The sequence below is a fragment of the Planctomycetota bacterium genome (assembly GCA_039819165.1).
Lineage (GTDB): Bacteria > Planctomycetota > Phycisphaerae > Phycisphaerales > UBA1924 > JAHCJI01.
Genome location: JBCBSM010000001.1, coordinates 474249 through 492503, shown reverse-complemented (window position 1 = coordinate 492503; position 18255 = coordinate 474249). Strand labels below are relative to the sequence as shown.

Sequence of the window (18255 nt, the reverse complement as noted above, 5' to 3'; positions counted from 1 at the left end):
TTGGCCGTCGGGAGGCGTGGTTCTTGGCCACCGGGGCGCCGATTCGGGGCACCCGTCACGCTGATGCTCAGGAGGCGACGGGCGCACCCTCGGCGAGGCGTCGGCGGAGCACCTCGACCAGCGTCGGCGGCTCGCGGTAGCTCTCGGGCGGTCGCCAGTAGACCTCGTGCAGCGGCTGCTCGGTGTCGGCGTCGCGGCGGCCGCCCCCGCCGGTCTTGGGCGCCAGGGCCGTAAGCGTGCCGGCGATGCCATCGAGGCGTTCGAGGATGGCCTCGGGCCGCGGCGTGAACACGACGACGTCTCGGCCGCGCATGGCTACGCCGCTCGCGCCCGCGGCGGCCATCGCGACGCGGAGCTCGGCCAGCGTCAGCAGCCGCTCGACGGGTGCGGGCGGCTCGCCGTAGGCCTCGGCGAGTGTGGTGCGGAGGTCGGCGACGCCGTCGTCGCTGGCGGCGAGCGCGAGGCGGCGGTAGGCATCCATCCGCCGCATGTCGCTGGGGATGTAGGCCTTGGGGATGTAGCCGCGGATGCCCAGATCGACGGCGATGCGGCTGTGGGTAACGGCGGTCTCGCCGCCGAGCTGCCGGACGGTCTGGTCGAGCAGCCGGCAGTACATGTCGTAGCCAACGGCGGCGATGTGGCCCGACTGCTCGGCCCCGAGCAAATTGCCCGCCCCACGGATCTCCAGATCCCGCATCGCGATCTTGAAACCCGCGCCGAGCATGCTGTACTGCTCGACGGCGGCGAGCCGCTTCTTGGCGACCGCGCTCAGGATGCCGTCCTCGGGCAGCAGCAGGTAGCAGTAGCCCCGCCGGCTGCCCCGGCCGACGCGGCCGCGGAGCTGGTGCAGGTCGGCGAGGCCGAAGTTGTCGGCCTCGGCGACGAAGATGGTGTTGACGTTGGGTAGGTCGATGCCGCTCTCGATGATGGTCGTGCAGACGAGGATGTCCGCCTCGTGCCGCACGAACTTGAGCATGACCTCTTCGAGCTCGCGGGGGGGCATCTGGCCGTGACCCACGACGATGCGGGCATCGGGCGCGAGCGACTGCACCTCGGCGGCGCGGGCCCGGATGTCGTGCACCCGGTTGTGCAGGAAGAAGCACTGGCCCTCGCGGGACAGCTCCCGTGCGATGGCTTGCGAGACCCGTTCTCGATCGAAGGGCACGACCTCGGTCACCACGCTCTGGCGGTCGACCGGCGGCGTGGACAGGCTCGAGATGTCCCGCAGCCCCAGCATCGCCATGTGCAGCGTGCGGGGGATGGGCGTGGCGCTGAGCGTGAGCACGTCGGCGGCGGTCCGCATCCGCAGGAGGGACTCCTTGTGCTCGACGCCGAAGCGTTGCTCCTCGTCGACGATCACGAGGCCGAGGTCGCCGAAGCGGACGTCCTTGCTCAGCAGCCGATGCGTGCCGATGATGGCGTCGACCTGGCCCTTGCGGAGGTCGCGGAGGGTGGCGTTGATGGTCTTGGTGGTCTTGAACCGTGAGATCGACTCGACCCGGAACGGATAGGCCGCGAAGCGCTCGCGGAAGGTCCGCTCGTGCTGCTCGGCGAGCACCGTCGTGGGCACGAGCACCGCGACCTGCTTGCCGAACTCGACGGCCTTGAAGGCGGCCCGCACGGCGACCTCGGTCTTGCCGAAGCCGACGTCGCCGCAGATCAAGCGGTCCATCGGCCGGGGCGAGGCCATGTCCCGCTTGATCTCCTGGAGGGCGGCGAGCTGGTCCTCGGTCTCGGTGTAGGGAAACTCGGCCTCGAACTCTTTCTGCCACGTCGTATCGGCGGGGTAGGCGATGCCGGGCACGGCCTCCCTCGCGGCCCGAACACGCAGCAGCTCGCCGGCCAGGTCGCGGACGGAGTCGGCGACCCGCTGCTTCTGGCTCTTCCAGCGCTGGCCGCCGAGCTGGCTGAGCGGGGGCGAGCCGCTGAAGCCGCCGACGTACTTCTGCACGAGGTCGATCTGCGTGCAGGGGACGTGGAGGTGGGCGTTGCCGGCGAACTCGAGGGTCAGGTACTCCTCGAGATCGGCCTCACGCTTGGATCGGACCAGCCGCTTGGAGCCGCTCGGCTGCAGGAGCGTGAGGCCGACGAATCGCGCGATGCCGTGGTCGGCGTGCACGACGGCGTCGCCCGGGGCGAACTCCAGGAACGTGTCGACGGTGCGCGCGGCGCGGAGGCGGGCCGAGCGGCGTCGGGCCGGCGCCCGGCCGAGCAGCTCGTGCATCGGCAGGACGGCGACCGACGCCTCGCCGCCCCACGCAAAGCCGTGCGCAATCGAGGCATGCCAGGGCTCAATGGCGTCCTCGTCAACGCCGGCCTCGGCGATCAGCTCCCCGAGGCGGCTCAGCTCGCCCGCCGTTGCGCAGGGCACGACCGCCCTGGCACCGCGTTCCTGGGTCCAGGCGGCGAGGCTCCGCACCGCGGCGACGGCAGATTCGCCAGAGAAGTCCGGCGGCCGCTCGATCGGCAGCGCGACCTCGGCGCCGCCCGATGGGGGCGAATACTGGTTGAGCTCGGCGAAGGCCGCGAACCGCGTCCGCGCGTGCTTGATGACCTCGGCGGGGGCGAGCACGGCCGCGTCGCTGGTGACGCGCTCGTAGTAGCCGCGGGCCTGTTCGCCGACCTCCATCGTCTCGATGAGCAGCGCCCAGGCGTTGGCGGGGCAGTGCTCGAGCAGGCAGACGCCCGCCTCGGACGCGGCGCGGATGCGGTCCCCCGCCGCCACCAGCTCGACGGCGTCCAGCGTGGCCGAGGCGGCGAGGGTCTCGGCATCGATCTCGGCCAGGCGATCGACCTCGTCGCCGAAGAAGTCCAGGCGAACCGGTCCCCCGCCGCTGCCCGTGGCGTGCGTCGGGAAGACGTCGATGATGCCGCCCCGCTGCGCGAAGTCGCCGGGTTCTTCGACGGCCTCGACGCGGCGGAAGCCCGCGTCTGCGAGCCACGCCACCAGATCGCTCGGGTCGAGGCGATCGCCCGGCGCGATGCGTCGCGAGACGCCCTCGGCCGCGGTGGCGGAGGGCGCCCGCTGCATGAACGCGTGGATCGATCCGACGACGACGAAGGGCTCGCCGGCGTTCTCGAGGGCGGCGATGCGGCGGATGGCGGCGATGCGCTCGGCCAGGCCCGAGGCCTCCCGCTCGCCCTCGCCGGGCAGGGCCTCGATCGCCGGGACCTCCACCACGGCGAGGCCCAGGCTCGCCAGCTCGTCGGCGGCGTGCTCGGCGTCGCTCGTGTGCGCGTAGATCACGACGATCGGCCGGCGGTGAGCGGTTGCCAGGCCCGCGGCGGTGAACGCGGGCGAGGATCCGATCGCGCCGCGCGCAGCGGCATCCCCGCCGAGATCCAGGGCACGGCCTAGCGCATCGATGCCAGCAAGCCCGCCGACGCGATCCTTCAAGGACTGCGATGCTAGTGCTCAGCCCGGGCCGACGATGGCGACGAACTCGCGGACGGCCTCGACGGTCTTGGGGCCGATGCCGTGCACCCGCTCGAGATCCTCCGGCGTGCGGAAGGGGCCGTTGGTGGTCCGCTCGTCGATGATGGCCTGCGCGCGGGCGGGGCCGATGCCCGGCAGCAGCTGGAGCTGCTCGAGCGAGGCGGTGTTGGGGTCGATCCGCAGGCCGTCGGCCAGCGTTCTTGGCGGAGCGGGGATGACCCCGGCGTCCGGTCGGGCTGAGGCTGGGGGACGGATGGGCGTGGACTCGGCGGGCTCGGCGCCGCCAGCCCGCGTCGGCTCGTGTGCGAGATCCGGCGAAGGTCCACGCGGGGGTCCAGGCGGAGGCGGATTGACAAGGAAGACGACGGGTGGCGGCGCAGGCGTGGGCCGCACGACGACGCCGTAGACGATGCCCGCGATGCCGGCGGCGGCCAGCACGGCCGCGGCGATCCATCGGGCGGGCCCGCGGGACCAGTCCCGGCCGGCTTCGTTGGTGCCGGGAGTCACGTGGGCAGCGCCTCGCCCACGCCCTGCCGCAGCGTGCCGCGGAGCTGGGCCATGGACGCGAGCGCCGGACGGGGCTGGCCGCCGGCGTCGACGAGCCCGGCGCGTCCGCCGTCGGCGTCCGACGCCGCGCCCCAGCAGATCGAGTGCACGAAGGGCTTGGACGCCGCCACGGAGGCCATGGTCTCCAGCCAGCGGGCCTGGATCTGCGGCGACCAGGGGCCGTCCCAGTGGCCGTGCTCGTGGCCGGTCGAGGTGTCGGCCGCTCCGGCGGGGCACAGCAGCCCGGTGACGGCGAGCGGGCGGTCGAACTCGGCGTAGCGATCGAGCATCTCGGAGAAGGCCATCGCATCGCGGACGACCGATCTCGGGCCCTCGCCGGTCAGGTCGACCCGCAGCGCGATGGCGTCGACGTTGATGCCCGCCTGCGCGATGAGCTCGCCGAGCAGCAGCGGAGGCAGCGTCCGCGGCGTGCGGGCGGCGTAGGCCGCGAACGGGTCGACCAGTTCGACCTGCACGCGGCCCTGGGGGTGCAACTTGCGGGCTACGGTCGTCGCCACGCGGAGCAGGTCGGCGATCTGCTCGAAGCGGAGGTTCAGGCCGCCCTCGACGCCCAGGGATGAGGCCAGCGTCCACCACTGCACCGTGCGGCGGTACCTCGTGACGACCTGCCGCATGTGCTCGTAGAAGATCTCGCGAAGCGTGTCGTAGTCGTTCTCCCAGATGAACAGCCACTCGGGCAGCGCGTCGGGGTCGAGGTCGATGATCGGGCCGACGGTCACCGGCAGCTTGGCCTTGCGGATGGCCCACTCGATCCAGCGATCGGTGCCGGCGAAGGCGTAGGTGCCCTCGCTCGGCTCGATCTCACGCCAGGGCATGGGCACGCTGACGAACTCGGCGGCCCGCGCGGCGGCCGACTGGCTCGCGTCATCGAACCGCCGCGGCGAGACCGTGCAGCCCAGCTTGGCCACGCCCGCCATCGCCACGCCGCTGGTCTCGGGCGCCTTGACGACCGCGATGGTGCTCTCGGCGGTGCGGCCCAGCGAGCGTTCGGCCCGCGCGAGGGCATCCTTGAATACCGACCCGTCGCTCCGCGCCGCGATGCCGCGGGCGGTCGCCTCGCGGACGAGTTCCTCGCCGGCCTCGACCGCGTCGACGAGTGCGCGACGGGCGAGGCGATCGGCGGCGATCACGCCGTCCATGTCGGCGTCGCCGTCGTCGACGCGGACGCTCCGCCACGCGACGACGGCCGTCGAGAAGTCCTGCCGCGCGCGATTGAAGGTCTGCATCGCGGTGCCGTCTGGCGGGATGTCGGCGAGGTTCCAGGACTCGAGCGCATTGAGGAAGCGCATGACCTGCTTGCGAGCCAGCTCGAGGCTCAGCAGGTAGGGCCGCTCGCGGTGCGGCAGCAGCGTCGTGGAGAGCATCAACTCGCGGTCTCGGGCTTCGGCGCCGCCCTCGAGCGGGGTGAGCAGCTCCAGGGAGACGGGGCTGGCGGTCTCGGTCTCCGCGATGAGCATGCCGGCCTCGACGCGCGCCCGGCCCTGGGCCGTCGAGCCGTCCGCCGCAACGAGCATCGCGTGGTGGAGGGGCCAGGCATCGGCGGGGCGGCCCCCTCGTAGCACGAAAAACCTCAGCATGCGCGGCTGCTCTCCGGGGAGGGGATTCGCCGCGGCTCCCGGCCGCGATCTCTACCATATCGCCATGGCGGGCATCGTGCAGCCGGGGTCGAGCACGCTCTTCGAGTCCACGCTCGGGCTGCGCCGGCTGCACCGCGGCAAGGTCCGCGAGGTCTACGAGCTGGCGGCCGATCGCGTCGCCATCGTCGCCACCGATCGACTGTCGGCCTTCGACGTCGTGCTGCCCACGCCCATCCCCGACAAGGGCCGCCTGCTGACGCGGATGTCGGCGTGGTGGTTCGGCTGGATCGAGTCGCGGGGGCTCGGCCCGACGCACTTCATCGGCGACGATCCGAGCTGGCCCGACGCCGCCTTCGCGCCCCCGGACGCTACGCCGCGGGACCTGCTCGCCGGCCGAACCACGGAGGCCATTCGTGGCGAAATCATCCGCCTGGAGTGCGTCGTGCGGGGCTATTTGGAGGGCTCGGGCTGGCGAGACTACCACGCAACCGGATCCGTGAGCGGCGTGGCGCTGCCGGCCGGCCTGCGGCGATGCGAGCGGCTGCCCGAGCCGGTCTTCACGCCCAGCACCAAGGCCGAGCCCCCCGAGCACGACGAGCCGATCTCCTTCGAGGCCGCCGTGGCGATGCTGGGCGGCGATCTCGTCGGCGACCTGCGGGACCGCTCGCTGGCGATCTATGCCGCGGCCGCCGAGCATTGCGCCTCCCGGGGCATCCTGCTGGCCGACACCAAGTTCGAGTTCGCGCTGCCGCTGGATCGCGTGGGCGGCGCGCGCGAGGCGATGCTCGCCGACGAGGTGCTCACGCCGGATAGCTCGCGCTTCTGGCCGGCGGACGGCTACGAGCCGGGCCGCGCGCAGCCCAGCTTCGACAAGCAGTTCGTGCGCGAGTACCTCGAGACGCTGGTCGATCGGGGCGCGTGGGACAAGTCCGAGCCCGGCCCCCCGCTGCCGTCGGAGATCGTGCGGCAGACATCGGCGCGGTACGCCGAGGCGTTCGAGAAGGTCACCGGCGGCCGCTAGGGCCGCGTCTCGCTACTTGGCCTCGCGCTCGATGTCCCGTGCGCGGCCCTCGAGCTCGCCTCGGACCATGGCGCGGAACTGCTCCATGCCCTCGGGCTCGGGGAAGAGCACGTCGAAGTCGGGGTCGCCCTCCTCGGTCGCCTCCTCGAAGGCCGGCCTGACGGCGCCGACGAGGTCGTCGTACGCCCACCGCTTGAGCTCGGGCGGCGCGTTGGCGTAGCCCGTGGTGGCGTAATCCAGATCCAGGGTGAGCAGCAGGCGGCGGAACATGTTGCCGACCTCGAAGTCGAAGCGGCGATCGAGGAACTCCATCCGGCCGCCCTGGTTGGTCACGTTGTTCTCGCGGAGCTGCTCCTCGAGGTAGGCGGCGTGGAACTGCCGTGCGTAGGCGATCTGGTTGTCGAAGATGTCGTCGTCGCCATTGATCAGGCCCGACAGCAGCGCGTCCTGGATCGCGCCGCGGACCTCGGTCTGGGCGACCACGGGCGAACCGACGCGATCGACGATCTCGGCCTTGACGAAGCGATCGATGTCCTGGGCCAGCCACTGCGCACGCGTCCTGTCATTCGTGTTGCTAAAGGGGAACTGGGCGAGTTCGTCCTTCATCTCGGCGGCAAGCTGCTTCTGGCCCCGCCGGTACAGGTAGCGGATGGCGTCCTTCATGAAGTTCTCGTAGCCAGCGAAGTAGGAGCTGTACGCGCGATCGAGGCCGTCGGCCCAGCTGCGGGCGACCACCTCTTCGAGGATCTCGCCGTACACCGGGATGTAGGCGGTGTTGGGCAGGCCCAGGTAGAAGGGCTGGCCGCCGTGTGGGTTGAGCAGCATGCCGTTGTAGTCGAACCACAGGTCGCCGCTGCGCCAGAGCTCCTGCACGGACTGCACGACCATACGGTCGGTGTTGATGAAATCGTAGTCGGAGCGATTCTCGTCCTCGACGCGGAGCAGCGCCGCCTCGACGCCCTTCTGCGACCAATAGAGCGAGTGCGCCGCGGGGTGCCGCCAGTCCAGCGGGCCGTACTTGCTGGTGTAGCGGAGCATGCGGGCCGGCTCCATGTTGTATTCTTCGAGCAGGATCCGCCGCCGGCCGTAGGCCAGCAGATCCTCCCACGCGTCGGCGTGCCTCGGGTCTTCTACGAGGGCGGCGATCTGCCGGAAGCGATCGTCGGCCTGCCGCTGGAGCACGGGCCAGGTAGCCGAGTTCCGAGCCGCCCGTGTGCGGGTGACGTTGCGGAGCATCTTCGCGCCACTGGGCTCGATGTCGAGCACCGCAAGCTGGGCGACCAGCTCGTCGACGTCGGGGTTGGTGGCGATCACCCCGCTGAGCGTGTCGGGCGCCTCGACGATGGGCGTGAGCCACTCTTCGAATTGCTCGATGCGGCGCTCGCGGTTGTTGTTGCCCGGCTCGGGGTGCGGCGGCGGGCCAAGGATCTCGTGCCACTCGGCGGCGTGCTGGAGCTTGTAGTAGAAGTGCGCGTCGTCGGCGTAGGCCTGTACCTTGTGCAGGAAGAGCCACGCGAGTTCCTTGTGGATCACCAGGTCGGCCGGGTTGTGGACGACGCCCTCTTCACGGATGAGGTCGATGCCCTGGCGGACCCAGTTCCAGCGCTCCTCGGGCGTGTTGGTGGTGACCGAGATGTTGTACGCCATGTTCCAGGCGTGGAAGGACCACACCTGCGGGAAGCGGGGCTGGAGCTTCGTGATCGCCCGGGCGAGGTCGACCGCCTCGTAGTACTTGCCCTCTTCCTTGAGCTGGTTGGCGCGGATCCACAGCATGTTGACGAACAGCCCGCGGAAGGCCCCCATCGCGATGCCAACGGCCACCTCCGGCGGATCGCCCTCCTCGGCCCGCTCGGCGTAGGTCAGCTTGTGCCGCCCCGCCGACGCGGTCAGCTGCGCCGAGACGACGCCCGACAACCCAAGGGACAAGATGCAGAGCGCAATCGCGATGATCTGGACGCCCCGGCCGGTCGGCATGTCGAATCCTCCGCTTGGACCCTGCGGCTCGCGTGGCCGCCAGATCAGTTGCCCGAGTAGATCGCCAGTTCCCGGCTACGGAATACCAGCCAGCCGATGCCGAAGAGCGCCGCGCACCACGCGCTGAGCACTACGACACCGACGAGCACGCTCGTCCACGAGACCAGCTCGCCCTGCACGAGCTTGCTGGTGGGCTTCAACTCTGCGTACGTTCGGAAGACCCAGATGATCGCGCCGCCGATGGACTCGGCCACCCAGAGGATCGCGGGTCCGACGCCCTCCCCGTAGAAGGGGTTGAAGACCTCGAGGGAATCCTCCAGGAAGAGGGCCGATTCGGCCGCGAAGAACGCGCCGAACGCCGTCAGGCAGGCCACCGGGAAGCTCAGGGCCGTGGAGCAGGTGATGGCGAGCATCGAGAGGAAGGCCAGCTTGATCCACAGAACCACGATGACCCTGAAGAAGTTCATGCGGTAGCCGCCGACGCTGTACGAGAGCTCCAGCCCGCCCGGCGGGAAGGTGATGGTCCTCGGATTGGCGACGACGACGATCTCGCCGTTGCGCTCGTGGACGTCACCTCCGTTGAGCACTTGCAGCAGCAGCTGGCCCTCATCGTTGATGGCCGTCGGCGGGATGTCGTCGATGATCAGCGTCTGGGCGAGTCCGACCGTGCGTTCGTAGGGCACGCCGCCGGCATTGAAGCTGATCGTGAAGAACTCGTCGGGGCGATTGCTGCCCGACTCGACCTTGTAGCGGAGCACCAGCGGGGTATCGAGCGTCGCCGCCTTCTCGAGGCCGGAAAAGACGTAGGTCTGCGTCCGGCCCGGCGGCACCGAGCGGTATCTCGAGACGAAGTCCTTGTACAGATCCTCGCGGATCTGCGTGCGGGTCTCGGCGCTGCGGAGATCGTCGCCGAAGCGGTCGGCGGCCTCCTGCTGCTCGAGGTATCGCTCGACGAGTTCGTCGAACTGCTCGCTGTTCTTGTCGATGGGGTTGTCGATCTCGCGGGCGACGCGGGCCTGGAGCACCTGGTTGTGCAGGATGCGGCGATCCTCGCTGATGGGCGACCGCCCGAGCTGGACCCCCGCCGCGACGTAGGCCTGCCGCTCGCCCTGCGCGGGCTGCTGCCGCAGGTACTCGGCGAAGAGGAAGACCGCCGACCCGGTGACCACCAGCAGCGCGGCGTTGAGGGTGATGACGCCGAGCCACTTGCCGAGCAGGTAGTGCCAGGCGGCGACGGGCTTGGTCACGGTCTGCCAGATGATCTTGTCGCGCTGCTCGAAGTTGACGGTCGCCGCCGACAGCAGCAGCGTGAGGATCGCGATGACCCAGAACGCCCCGCCCGTGCCGTACTGCAGGAAGTTCTGCATGCGATAGCGGAGCGGGACGCTCTCGTTGAGCAGCAGCGGTACGGCCGCCAGCCCGAAGATGAGCATCACGATGAACACCAGCGAGACCCGCATGCGGACCGCCTCGGCCAGCACGTTGCGCGCGACGGCGAAGACCGGGCCCGTGGGCACCGACAGCAGCAGCCGGAGCACCTCGAGCACCGCGGTGAAGCACACCGCCAGCGCCGCCGCACCCACGAGGATGCGGCCTATCTCCCCCGTGATCGGTCCCGCGTAGCCGTACCTCGACGCCAGGATCAGCGGCGTCGCGACGACGGCGACACCCAGGCCCATCGCGATGTAGGTGATCGCCAGGCCCAGCCAGATGACGGTGATGCCCACGCCCGCGGCGACGGCGAGCCCGATCGCGACGGCCTGCGGGCTGCGGTCCTGGTCCAGCACCTCCAGGATGACCCGCTGGTCGCGTTCGACGGCGGCCCGTAGCGCGGCGTCCTCGATCTGGGTGGTGTCGGCCAGCGCGATCTGATCGCTCGCGCGGCTGTCCCCGCCCGACTGGACGACGTAGACCAGCCCCGCCGCCACCACGACCGCCGCGGCGATCGCCGTCATGATGATCTTGAATCCGGTGGTCTTCTGCAGCCGGTCCAGCCGCGCCCACAGCTCGCCCATGTCAGGATTCCCGCGGCTTGGGGGCGTCGCCGTCGTCGTCGACGAGCGAGCCGATGACGTTCATGTCGACCTCGGCGGCCTCGTCGGGCTCGGCCGCCTCCTTGGGCCGGACGTCCTCGTCCAGTAGGCTCTCGACGACGTCCTCCACGGGTTCGGGCTCGGCCGGCTCCGCGGCTTCGGCGGGCGCCGGTGGCTCCTCGGGCTCGGGCGCGCCCCGCACCAGGTCATCGATGAGCGCCCCGCCGTCGGGCTCGCCCGCATCGCGGAGGAACTCGGCCGTCCGCCCCCCGTGGGCGGCGCCGGCGTTGTCCAGGCGCTCGGCCTGGGCTTCCTCGACGATGCTGAGGAACAGCTCCTCGAGCCGCTGCCTCGGGTGCGCGACGCGGCGGACCGACTTCGCCCCGCCCGTGCGGCGGCGGATGACCTCGTCGATCTCGCTGAGCGTGGCGTCGTCGAGCGCGTCGGTCTCGATCGTGGTCTTGTCCTGGCTCTCGAGCAGCGCGTCGCGGTCGCCCGCCTTGCGCAGCGTGCCGCCGTAGAGCACGACCATGCGATCGACCACGTCCTCGACGTCGGCCAGCAGGTGGCTGGAGAGCAGCACCGTCTTGCCGCGGCGGCCCAGCTCGAGGATTAGGTCCTTGACCTGCCGGGTGCCGATCGGATCCAGACCCGTGGTCGGCTCGTCGAGGATCAGCAGGTCAGGATCGTTGATGAGCGCCTGCGCGAGCCCGATCCGCCGCTGCATGCCCTTGGAGTACTCGCGGACCTGGCGGTACTGCGCACCGCTGAGGCCGACCATATCCAGCAGCTCATCGATGCGACCCTGCCGCGTGCGGTGGTCGAGGCCGAACAGCCGCCCGTAGTAGTCCAGCGTCTCGCGGGCGTTGAGGAAGGGGTAGAGGTAGCTCTCCTCGGGCAGGTAGCCGATCCGCTTCTTGATGGCGACGTCGGTCGGCGGTCGGCCGAACACGGCGACCCGGCCCCGCGTCGGCTTGAGCAGGCCCAGGATGATCTTGATGGTCGTGCTCTTGCCCGAGCCGTTGGGGCCCAGCAGGCCGAAGACCTCGTGCGGCCGGACGTCGAAGGTCAGGTCGCCCACGGCGTGGGCCCTGGGCCTGAGCCAGAAGTCGCGGAAGATCTTGGTCAGGCCCTGGCAGGCGATGACCGGCCGCGGGGCCTCCCCGCCTTGCGTGGCCGCGGTGGTCGCTGCCGTCTGCGTCATGCCCTGTGCTCCTGGGGTGAACGAGCGTCCACGCGTCGGCACTCAGCCGCCATCGAGTTCCCGCCTGCCGGTATCGGTGCGGAAGGCCTCCTCGCGGAGCCGCCGCTCGCGTCGATCGGCTGCCTCCTCGTTGAGCCGCTCCTGCTCCAGTTCGCGGGCGCGGCGCTGGGTCTCGGGATCCAGGTTGAGCGCAAGCCGCAGCACGCCGGGCGGCACCATCATCGTCGTGACGGTCTCCCGCTCGAGGAAGCTGGTCATCGCCTCGGCCCAGTCCCGACGCACGACCAGGTCGGGATCCTCGAGGAATTGGGCCTGCTTGACCTCGTACAGGCGGAGCATCCGGCGGGCCGCCTGGGCGACCTCCACCCTCTGTCGCTCGGCCTCGTTGAGGATCTGCGTGACCTCACCGCTGACGGGGATGACTTCGAGGTCGCCGTCGATGAGGACCTCGTCGCCATGGAGCAGCCCACGCACGGTGTCGAGCGCGAGCGCCTGCTCGGCATCGTCCCCCAGCTCGACGGCCGCCTCGTAGCGGTCGATCTGGCGGAGGATCTCGCCGGCGGCGGGCCCCGCCACGCGGTTGAGTTCCTTTTGCGCGAACGACTCGGCGGAGACGCGTGCGGTCTGGGCGGCCGTCTCCGCGCCCTGCACCTCGGTGAAGGCGTTCCACACCCTCATGGGCGGCGTGCGCTGCCGCATCACCAGCGACTCGACGATCAGCCCCGAGTCGACGGCATCGAGCGTCTCCTGGGCGACCCGTTGAGCCCGCGCCGCCACGCCCCCGGCGCCCGCGGCGGACCGGAGCAGGTCGTCGATGGTCGTGGCCGAAACGGCGCGGATGACCCCGCGCTGCACGGCCGATCGCACGATGGCCTCCTCGTCCTCGGCCGCGATGTTCTGGGCGAACTGCGTGGGATCGGCACGGCGGTAGACGATGGTCCACTGCGTGTGCACGAGGTTCTGGTCGCTTGTGAGCAGAGAGCCATCGCGGACCGGGTTGAGCGATCGGCTCGGCAGCCGCGCAAGCTGCTCGAAGGGAAGGTTGCGATCCTGCTCGCGGACCTCGAACCAGAACTCCTCTTCGAGCTGGAGCGTCCGCTGGCCGGTCTCGACCCGGATCAGCTGGCCGATGGGGTAGGGCCAGGCGAAGGTGATGCCGGGCGAGACCTCGGTGCCCAGCGGCTCGCCGAAGCGCGTCTTGATGCCCCGCTGGCCGGCATCGACGGCCTTGATGCCGCTGACGCCGTAGACGACGACGAGGCCGACGATCGCGACCTGCAGCAACCGGAACATCGTCCGGAAGGCCGCCGCCAGCGATTCGTTGGCGGCGTGCATGTCGTCGATGGTCCGCTCGCCGCTCTCCTCCTGCGTGCGGAGCCGCAGCGAGGCCGCGCGGGCGGTCGATTCCTGCTCTTCGGCGGCGGGCAGCACCGACTCGATGGAGTCGTCGTGCCCATCCTCGGGGCGTGTTGGTTCGCCGTTGGTCGCGTCACTCACCGGAATCGTCCTCCACCGACTGGGGATCGGCGAGCATCGCGTCGCCCCGATCGGCCGACACGAAGGGCTCGAGGCCCGGGATCTCGCCCGGCCGCGCGTTCGCGAAGAGCGATGGATCCAGCAGGTTCAGTCCAGGCGCCGCCGTCGAGAAGATCAGCGTGGCCCGAGAGAACTGCGATTGGTCGAGCATCTCGAGCTGCTTGAGGAAGATTGCCAGGTCCGGATTGGCCTGCATGGCGGCGAGATACTGGGCCGCCTCCGCTTCGCCGAGTGAGCGGATCTCCTTGGCGCGGTTCTCGGCGAATTCGCGGATGATGTTGGCCTGTGAGGTGGCGGTCGAGCGAATCGCCTGCGCCTCGGACTCGCCCTGGCCCTCCAACTCGGTCACGAGGCGGGCGCGGTCCTGCCGCATCCGCTCGAGGGCAGCCTCGGTAGTCTGTTGGGGCAGCGTGACGCGGGCGAGCCCGGTCTGCTGGACCTCGATGCCGAAGCTCCGCTCGCCCTGGCCCTCGAGGTTGGCCTTCATCTGCGCCAGCACGGCCGCCTCGAGCTCATCGAGGCGGGATTCGCCCTCGTTGGGCGTAAACAGCTCGGCCATTGCGTACGAGCTGAGTTCGGACATGGCGCTGCGGAGGGTGTCCTCGACCAGGGTCGCAGCGGCCTCGTAGTGCTCGTCCCGCGTGCCCGCGCTGCCGAAGCGGCGGTAGAAGACGTCGGCCTCCTCGGGCTTGATCCGCCAGATCGCGAAGGCGCCGATGATCAGCTGGCGATCGTCGCGGGTCTGGTAGGTCTCGATCTTGGCCTGCGTCAGCCGGCTCGTGGTCTCGTACTTGGTGACCGAGTCGATGGGGTAGAAGAGCTTGCCGCCCAACCCGGGCTCGGCCCGCGTATCGACGATCTGGCCGAGCCGCGTCACCACCGCGACCTCGGTGAATCGCACCGTGTAGGTCACCGAGTACAGCACCAGCACGACCACGAAGGCGGCCGCGACGAGCATCGACACGAGGAACTTGGTCTTGGGCATGCGATCGGGCTCCGGTTTTCACGCGATCGATGATTGGCTGCACGTCTGGAGCGGTGGCGTCAGCCGCCGCCACGGAAGTCGTCCTGCAGGAATCCCGTGTCCTGCCTCTCGAATGTGACGTCGACGTCGAGCTGCAGGTCGGCGGCGTCGGGCACGATGGTGACCCGGCGATCCTGCAGGGCGTCGAAGAACCGCTGCAGGTACAGCTGCGCGCGATAATACGAGCTGTTGGCGCGGTCGGCGGCGAGCTGGCCGGCGTACAGCGCCGCGTCACCCCGCTCGCCCATGTGCCGCTCCCACCGGCCGGCGTTGGCCTCGGCGATGAGCGCCGCGGCCTCGCCGCCAGCGTCGGCCAGCAAGGCCTCGATCTCGATCTGCTTCTCGACGATGCGGCGGGACCGCTCGTCGGTCGCCTCCTGCGACTGCAGTTCGGTCAGGGCGTTGAGCTCTTCGATCGAGGCCACGATCGAATCGGCCAGGTCGACCGAGCCGACGACCTCGGTGAGCGTCTGGATGGCGTCGGCCTCGGCCGCCGCCTTCTGCGCGAGGTACTTCTGCTGGGCCTCGATGACCTGCTCGAACTGCAGCGAGGCGCCCGCCGGCGGAGCCACACCCGTCACGCCCACCGAGAGGATCCGCACGACGGGCTCGCCGTCCGACTTGGGGTTGATCCGCACGTACTCGTCGTGCAGCCGATCGCGGATCTCGGCGGCCATCTCCCGCCGCTGTGCGCCGAGCAGCTCGTCCACGCGGGTCCGCACGAGGTACCGCATGACCACCCGCTGGGTGATGCGGTCGAGGATCTCCTGGTGGGCGCCATCCTGGGTGAGCAGCGCCCAGGCCTCCACGTCGTCGATCGCGAAGCGGACGGGCACCTCCACCCGCATCAGGCTCAGGTCGCGGCCGTCGGTGGCGCCGCCCACACCGGACACGGTGTCCCGCGAGGGCTGCACCAGCATGGAGGAGTCGTCCTCTTCCTGCAGGTTGGACCACAGCGGCGGTCGGTCGTCCAGGGCCCGCGGCGCGCTGGCGCCCCAGACCATGCGCACGACGGCGGTTGAGCGCCCGGTCAGCCGGGTGCCGCCGTCCTCCAGGGGCTCGTACACGCCGGGCACCTCGATGCGGTCGATGGGCCAGGGCCACTTCCATCGCAGGCCGGGCTCCACGCTCGCCCGCACGACGCCGCCGAAGCGGGTATGGATGGCCGTCTGGTCGGGCCGCACCACGACGACCGAGGTCATGCCCCAGATCAGCAGCAGCGCGACAAGCACCAGCAGCCATGCACGGCGGGTCAGCAGCTGGTACATCCAGCTCCGCGATACCTCGTAGCCGAACTGGTAGTCGATGGCGCCGCTGACCGACTCGGCCACGGTCTCGGGCGAGGCCAGGGGGCCGAGCAGCCTCGAGGCGAAGGGCGGGCGGAAGCCCTCGTCGGGCTTGCGGGGGCGGTAGAGCTCCAGCAGGAAGTTGAGCACCGTCTCGGCGCCGAGCACGACGAGCAAGGCCGGAGCGATGTAGAGCATCGCCCGCAGCACTTGGTCCGATCCCAGCTGGTTGACGATGTGCCCCAGTGCGACGACGAAGCCGAAGAGCGCGGTACCGGCGGCCACCGTCGCGCCGCCCTGCAGTGCCGTCCACGCGGGACGCTTGGCCATGCCGGCGGTGTAGCGGCTGAACATGAACCCGAGGACCGCGATCGCCAGGCCGAGCGTCAGGCCCACCAGATCGTGCGTGGGCTCGACGAAGGTGGCGGGCTGGGCGGCCTCTCGGCCCGGCCCGAACCGCAGCACCCCGAGCGTCGCGAGGATCGCGGCGAACACCAGCCCGACGGCGGGAACCGCGTACAGCCGAAGCAGGCGAAGCCGCCGGCCCGAGACCCGCAGGTCGTCGCCGACCTCCTCGAACACCGAGGACGTCGCCGCGTCGGTGGCGGCGAAGGCCTCGGCCTCCATCGCCTCGATCCGCTCGCGGCGGTGCTGGTCGTAGAGGATCAGCAGCACCAGCCAGGGCAGCACCCCCGCCAACGCGAATATCGAGCCGGTGATCGCGGTCGGTTCTTGGCCGACGGCACCGTAGATCAGCAGGCCGCAGCCCACGATGATCTGCAGGATCAGGCCCAGGACGCAGTGTCCCGACGCGCGGCGGTAGGTGTTGATGTCGCCCGACATGCTCGGCTCCGAGGCACGGCCCGCGGCGGGCGGCCTGCCCGAACCGCCCCCGACCGCCCCGCATTCTGACGCACCCGGCCCCGGGTGTCCACCCCGGAACCGCCCCGCCGACCGGCGTGGGTAACCGCGTGCTACGAGGCGCGGGTCGCAGAGTTCGATGATCGGTGGGCTCGCATCGACCTTTTACGCTCCATCGCGGAGCGGACTCCTGTCGGTTGCTCGCGGGATCACGGAAACCAAAATGGACCGACCCCGGCGGCCACAGGAAGCGAATGATGCTCACCGATCCCGAGCTGCGCCGCCGAGACCCCCATGCTCAACCAGCTGCTGACCATCGCCCGCAACACGTTCGTCGAGAGCGTCCGCCAGCCCGTGCTGCTTCTGCTGGTGCTCGCCTGCGCCCTGCTGCAGGTCTTCAACACGTGGACGGCGGCATTCTCCATGGGCCGCAGCTCGACCGCGGAGGTCTCCGCCGACAACAAGCTGCTGCTGGACATCGGCTTAGCGACCATCTTCGGCTGTGGCGTGCTGATGGCCTCGTTCCTGGCGACGGCGGTGGTCTCCTCCGAGATCGAGCGCCGCACGATGCTCACGGTCATCAGCAAGCCCATCCCGCGGGCCGTGGTTGTCGCGGGCAAGTACATCGGGGTCGCCGGGGCGATCACCGGCGCCGTGGTCATCATGCTGGCCTTCCTGATGCTGGCCATCCGCCACGGCGTGCTCAGCACCGCGGGCGACCACCTCGACCAACCGGTGCTCCTGTTCGGATTCGGTGCGGTGTTTGCGTCGCTGCTGCTGGCGGCTGCCGCCAACTACATGTACGGATGGTCGTTCAACCAGACGGCCATGACGACGCTGCTGCCGCTCATCGTGCTGGCCTACGTCGCGGTGCTGCTGTTCTCCAAGCGGTGGGAACTGCAGTCGCCGATGGTGGACCTCAAGCCCAAGATCCTGGTCGCCTGCGGCGCGATGGCGCTGGCGATCCTCGTCCTGACCGCGGTGGCGACGGCCGCATCGACCAGGCTCGGGCAGGTGATGACCATCATCACCTGCGCGGCGGTGTTCTTCGGCGGTCTTCTCTCCAACCACTTCCTGGGCCGCCAGGCCTATCAGAACGACGTGCTGGGGGTCATCGCGTCGGCCGAGCCGGCGTCCACCGCGGACGAGGGGCTCGGCAGCCGTGGGGCCACCTACACCATCACGCTGACCGATCTGCCAAGGCAGCGGGTGCCGGCGGGCAGCTCCTTCTTCTACGGCGCCAACCCGAACGGCTTCTCGCTCGCCTCGGGCACGTTTGCGCCCTTCGAGGGCGACGCGTCGGAGACCGCGGCGCTGTTTAGGCCCGAGACCCCGCCGGGCCTCGTGGTGGTCGAGTCCGATGGCACCACGCTGGTGGTGCGGAACGTGGGCCGGGAGCCGCAGGCGGTCGCCCGGGCGCCCAGGTCGGACGACTACGTCTTTATGAGGCCGACTCGCGTCAATCCGCTGGTGGCGGGGCTGTGGGCGGTCGTGCCCAATATGCACTACTTCTGGCTGCTCGACGCGGTGACCCAGAACCGGGCCGTTCCGGTAACCCATTTCGCGATGATTGTGGTCTACGCGTCGCTCCAGATCGCCGCCTTCCTGGCGCTCGCCGTCGCCCTGTTCCAGCGTCGCGACGTGGGCTAGCGGCCGCAGAACCGCCGCCTCGGGCTCGCGTACAGACTCCTGTCTGGGGCGTCTGCCAGGGCTCGATGCGTGCCCGTGCGGCGACT

The 18255-nt window shown here is 70.3% G+C and carries 11 protein-coding genes; 2 read left to right on the top strand and 9 right to left on the bottom strand.

What is annotated here, in order from left to right; all coding sequences use genetic code 11:
- Positions 1 to 67 precede the first annotated feature (67 nt).
- From mfd to AAFX79_02215, 3 genes are read right to left on the bottom strand one after another with little or no spacing between them, the layout of a single operon-like run.
- A complete protein-coding gene (mfd, locus tag AAFX79_02225; GenBank protein MEO1007362.1) occupies positions 68 to 3397 on the bottom strand; it encodes a transcription-repair coupling factor in 3330 nt (1109 codons plus the stop codon).
- A gap of 18 nt (positions 3398 to 3415) precedes the next feature.
- Positions 3416 to 3943 (bottom strand): ComEA family DNA-binding protein, encoded by a 528-nt coding sequence (locus AAFX79_02220; protein ID MEO1007361.1) that lies wholly within the window; start codon positions 3941 to 3943, stop codon positions 3416 to 3418.
- Positions 3940 to 5580 (bottom strand): endo-1,4-beta-xylanase, encoded by a 1641-nt coding sequence (locus tag AAFX79_02215; GenBank protein MEO1007360.1) that lies wholly within the window; start codon positions 5578 to 5580, stop codon positions 3940 to 3942. Before AAFX79_02215 ends, AAFX79_02220 begins: the two co-directional genes overlap by 4 nt.
- A gap of 64 nt (positions 5581 to 5644) precedes the next feature.
- On the opposite strand from AAFX79_02215, the gene AAFX79_02210 reads away from it, so the two are divergent.
- The gene (locus AAFX79_02210) at positions 5645 to 6601 is read left to right on the top strand and encodes a phosphoribosylaminoimidazolesuccinocarboxamide synthase (GenBank protein ID MEO1007359.1); all 957 of its coding nucleotides are present in this window, start codon (positions 5645 to 5647) and stop codon (positions 6599 to 6601) included.
- Between the two features lie 12 nt (positions 6602 to 6613).
- Here AAFX79_02210 and AAFX79_02205 read toward each other — a convergent pair whose 3' ends face one another.
- Genes AAFX79_02205 through AAFX79_02180 form a run of 6 tightly spaced genes read right to left on the bottom strand, consistent with a single transcriptional unit; the run spans position 6614 to position 16501 of the window.
- Positions 6614 to 8575 (bottom strand): hypothetical protein, encoded by a 1962-nt coding sequence (locus AAFX79_02205; protein ID MEO1007358.1) that lies wholly within the window; start codon positions 8573 to 8575, stop codon positions 6614 to 6616.
- Positions 8576 to 8619: 44 nt separating this feature from the next.
- Positions 8620 to 10590, bottom strand: a complete 1971-nt coding sequence (locus AAFX79_02200) for a hypothetical protein (GenBank protein ID MEO1007357.1) — start codon at positions 10588 to 10590, stop codon at positions 8620 to 8622.
- A 1-nt stretch (position 10591) separates the two neighbouring features.
- Complete coding sequence (locus AAFX79_02195) at positions 10592 to 11812, bottom strand: ABC transporter ATP-binding protein (GenBank protein MEO1007356.1); 1221 nt, start codon at positions 11810 to 11812, stop codon at positions 10592 to 10594.
- 42 nt (positions 11813 to 11854) lie between these two features.
- Positions 11855 to 13309, bottom strand: a complete 1455-nt coding sequence (locus AAFX79_02190) for an SPFH domain-containing protein (protein MEO1007355.1) — start codon at positions 13307 to 13309, stop codon at positions 11855 to 11857.
- Positions 13302 to 14333 carry an SPFH domain-containing protein gene (locus AAFX79_02185; GenBank protein ID MEO1007354.1) on the bottom strand — a complete coding sequence of 344 codons (1032 nt, stop codon included), beginning with the start codon at positions 14331 to 14333 and terminating at the stop codon, positions 13302 to 13304. The genes AAFX79_02190 and AAFX79_02185 overlap by 8 nt, the downstream gene beginning before the upstream one ends.
- 59 nt (positions 14334 to 14392) lie before the next feature.
- Complete coding sequence (locus AAFX79_02180) at positions 14393 to 16501, bottom strand: SPFH domain-containing protein (GenBank protein MEO1007353.1); 2109 nt, start codon at positions 16499 to 16501, stop codon at positions 14393 to 14395.
- 312 nt (positions 16502 to 16813) lie between these two features.
- Here AAFX79_02180 and AAFX79_02175 point away from each other — a divergent pair, with 312 nt between their 5' ends.
- Complete coding sequence (locus AAFX79_02175; GenBank protein MEO1007352.1) at positions 16814 to 18169, top strand: ABC transporter permease; 1356 nt, start codon at positions 16814 to 16816, stop codon at positions 18167 to 18169.
- The last annotated feature ends 86 nt before the right edge of the window (positions 18170 to 18255 follow it).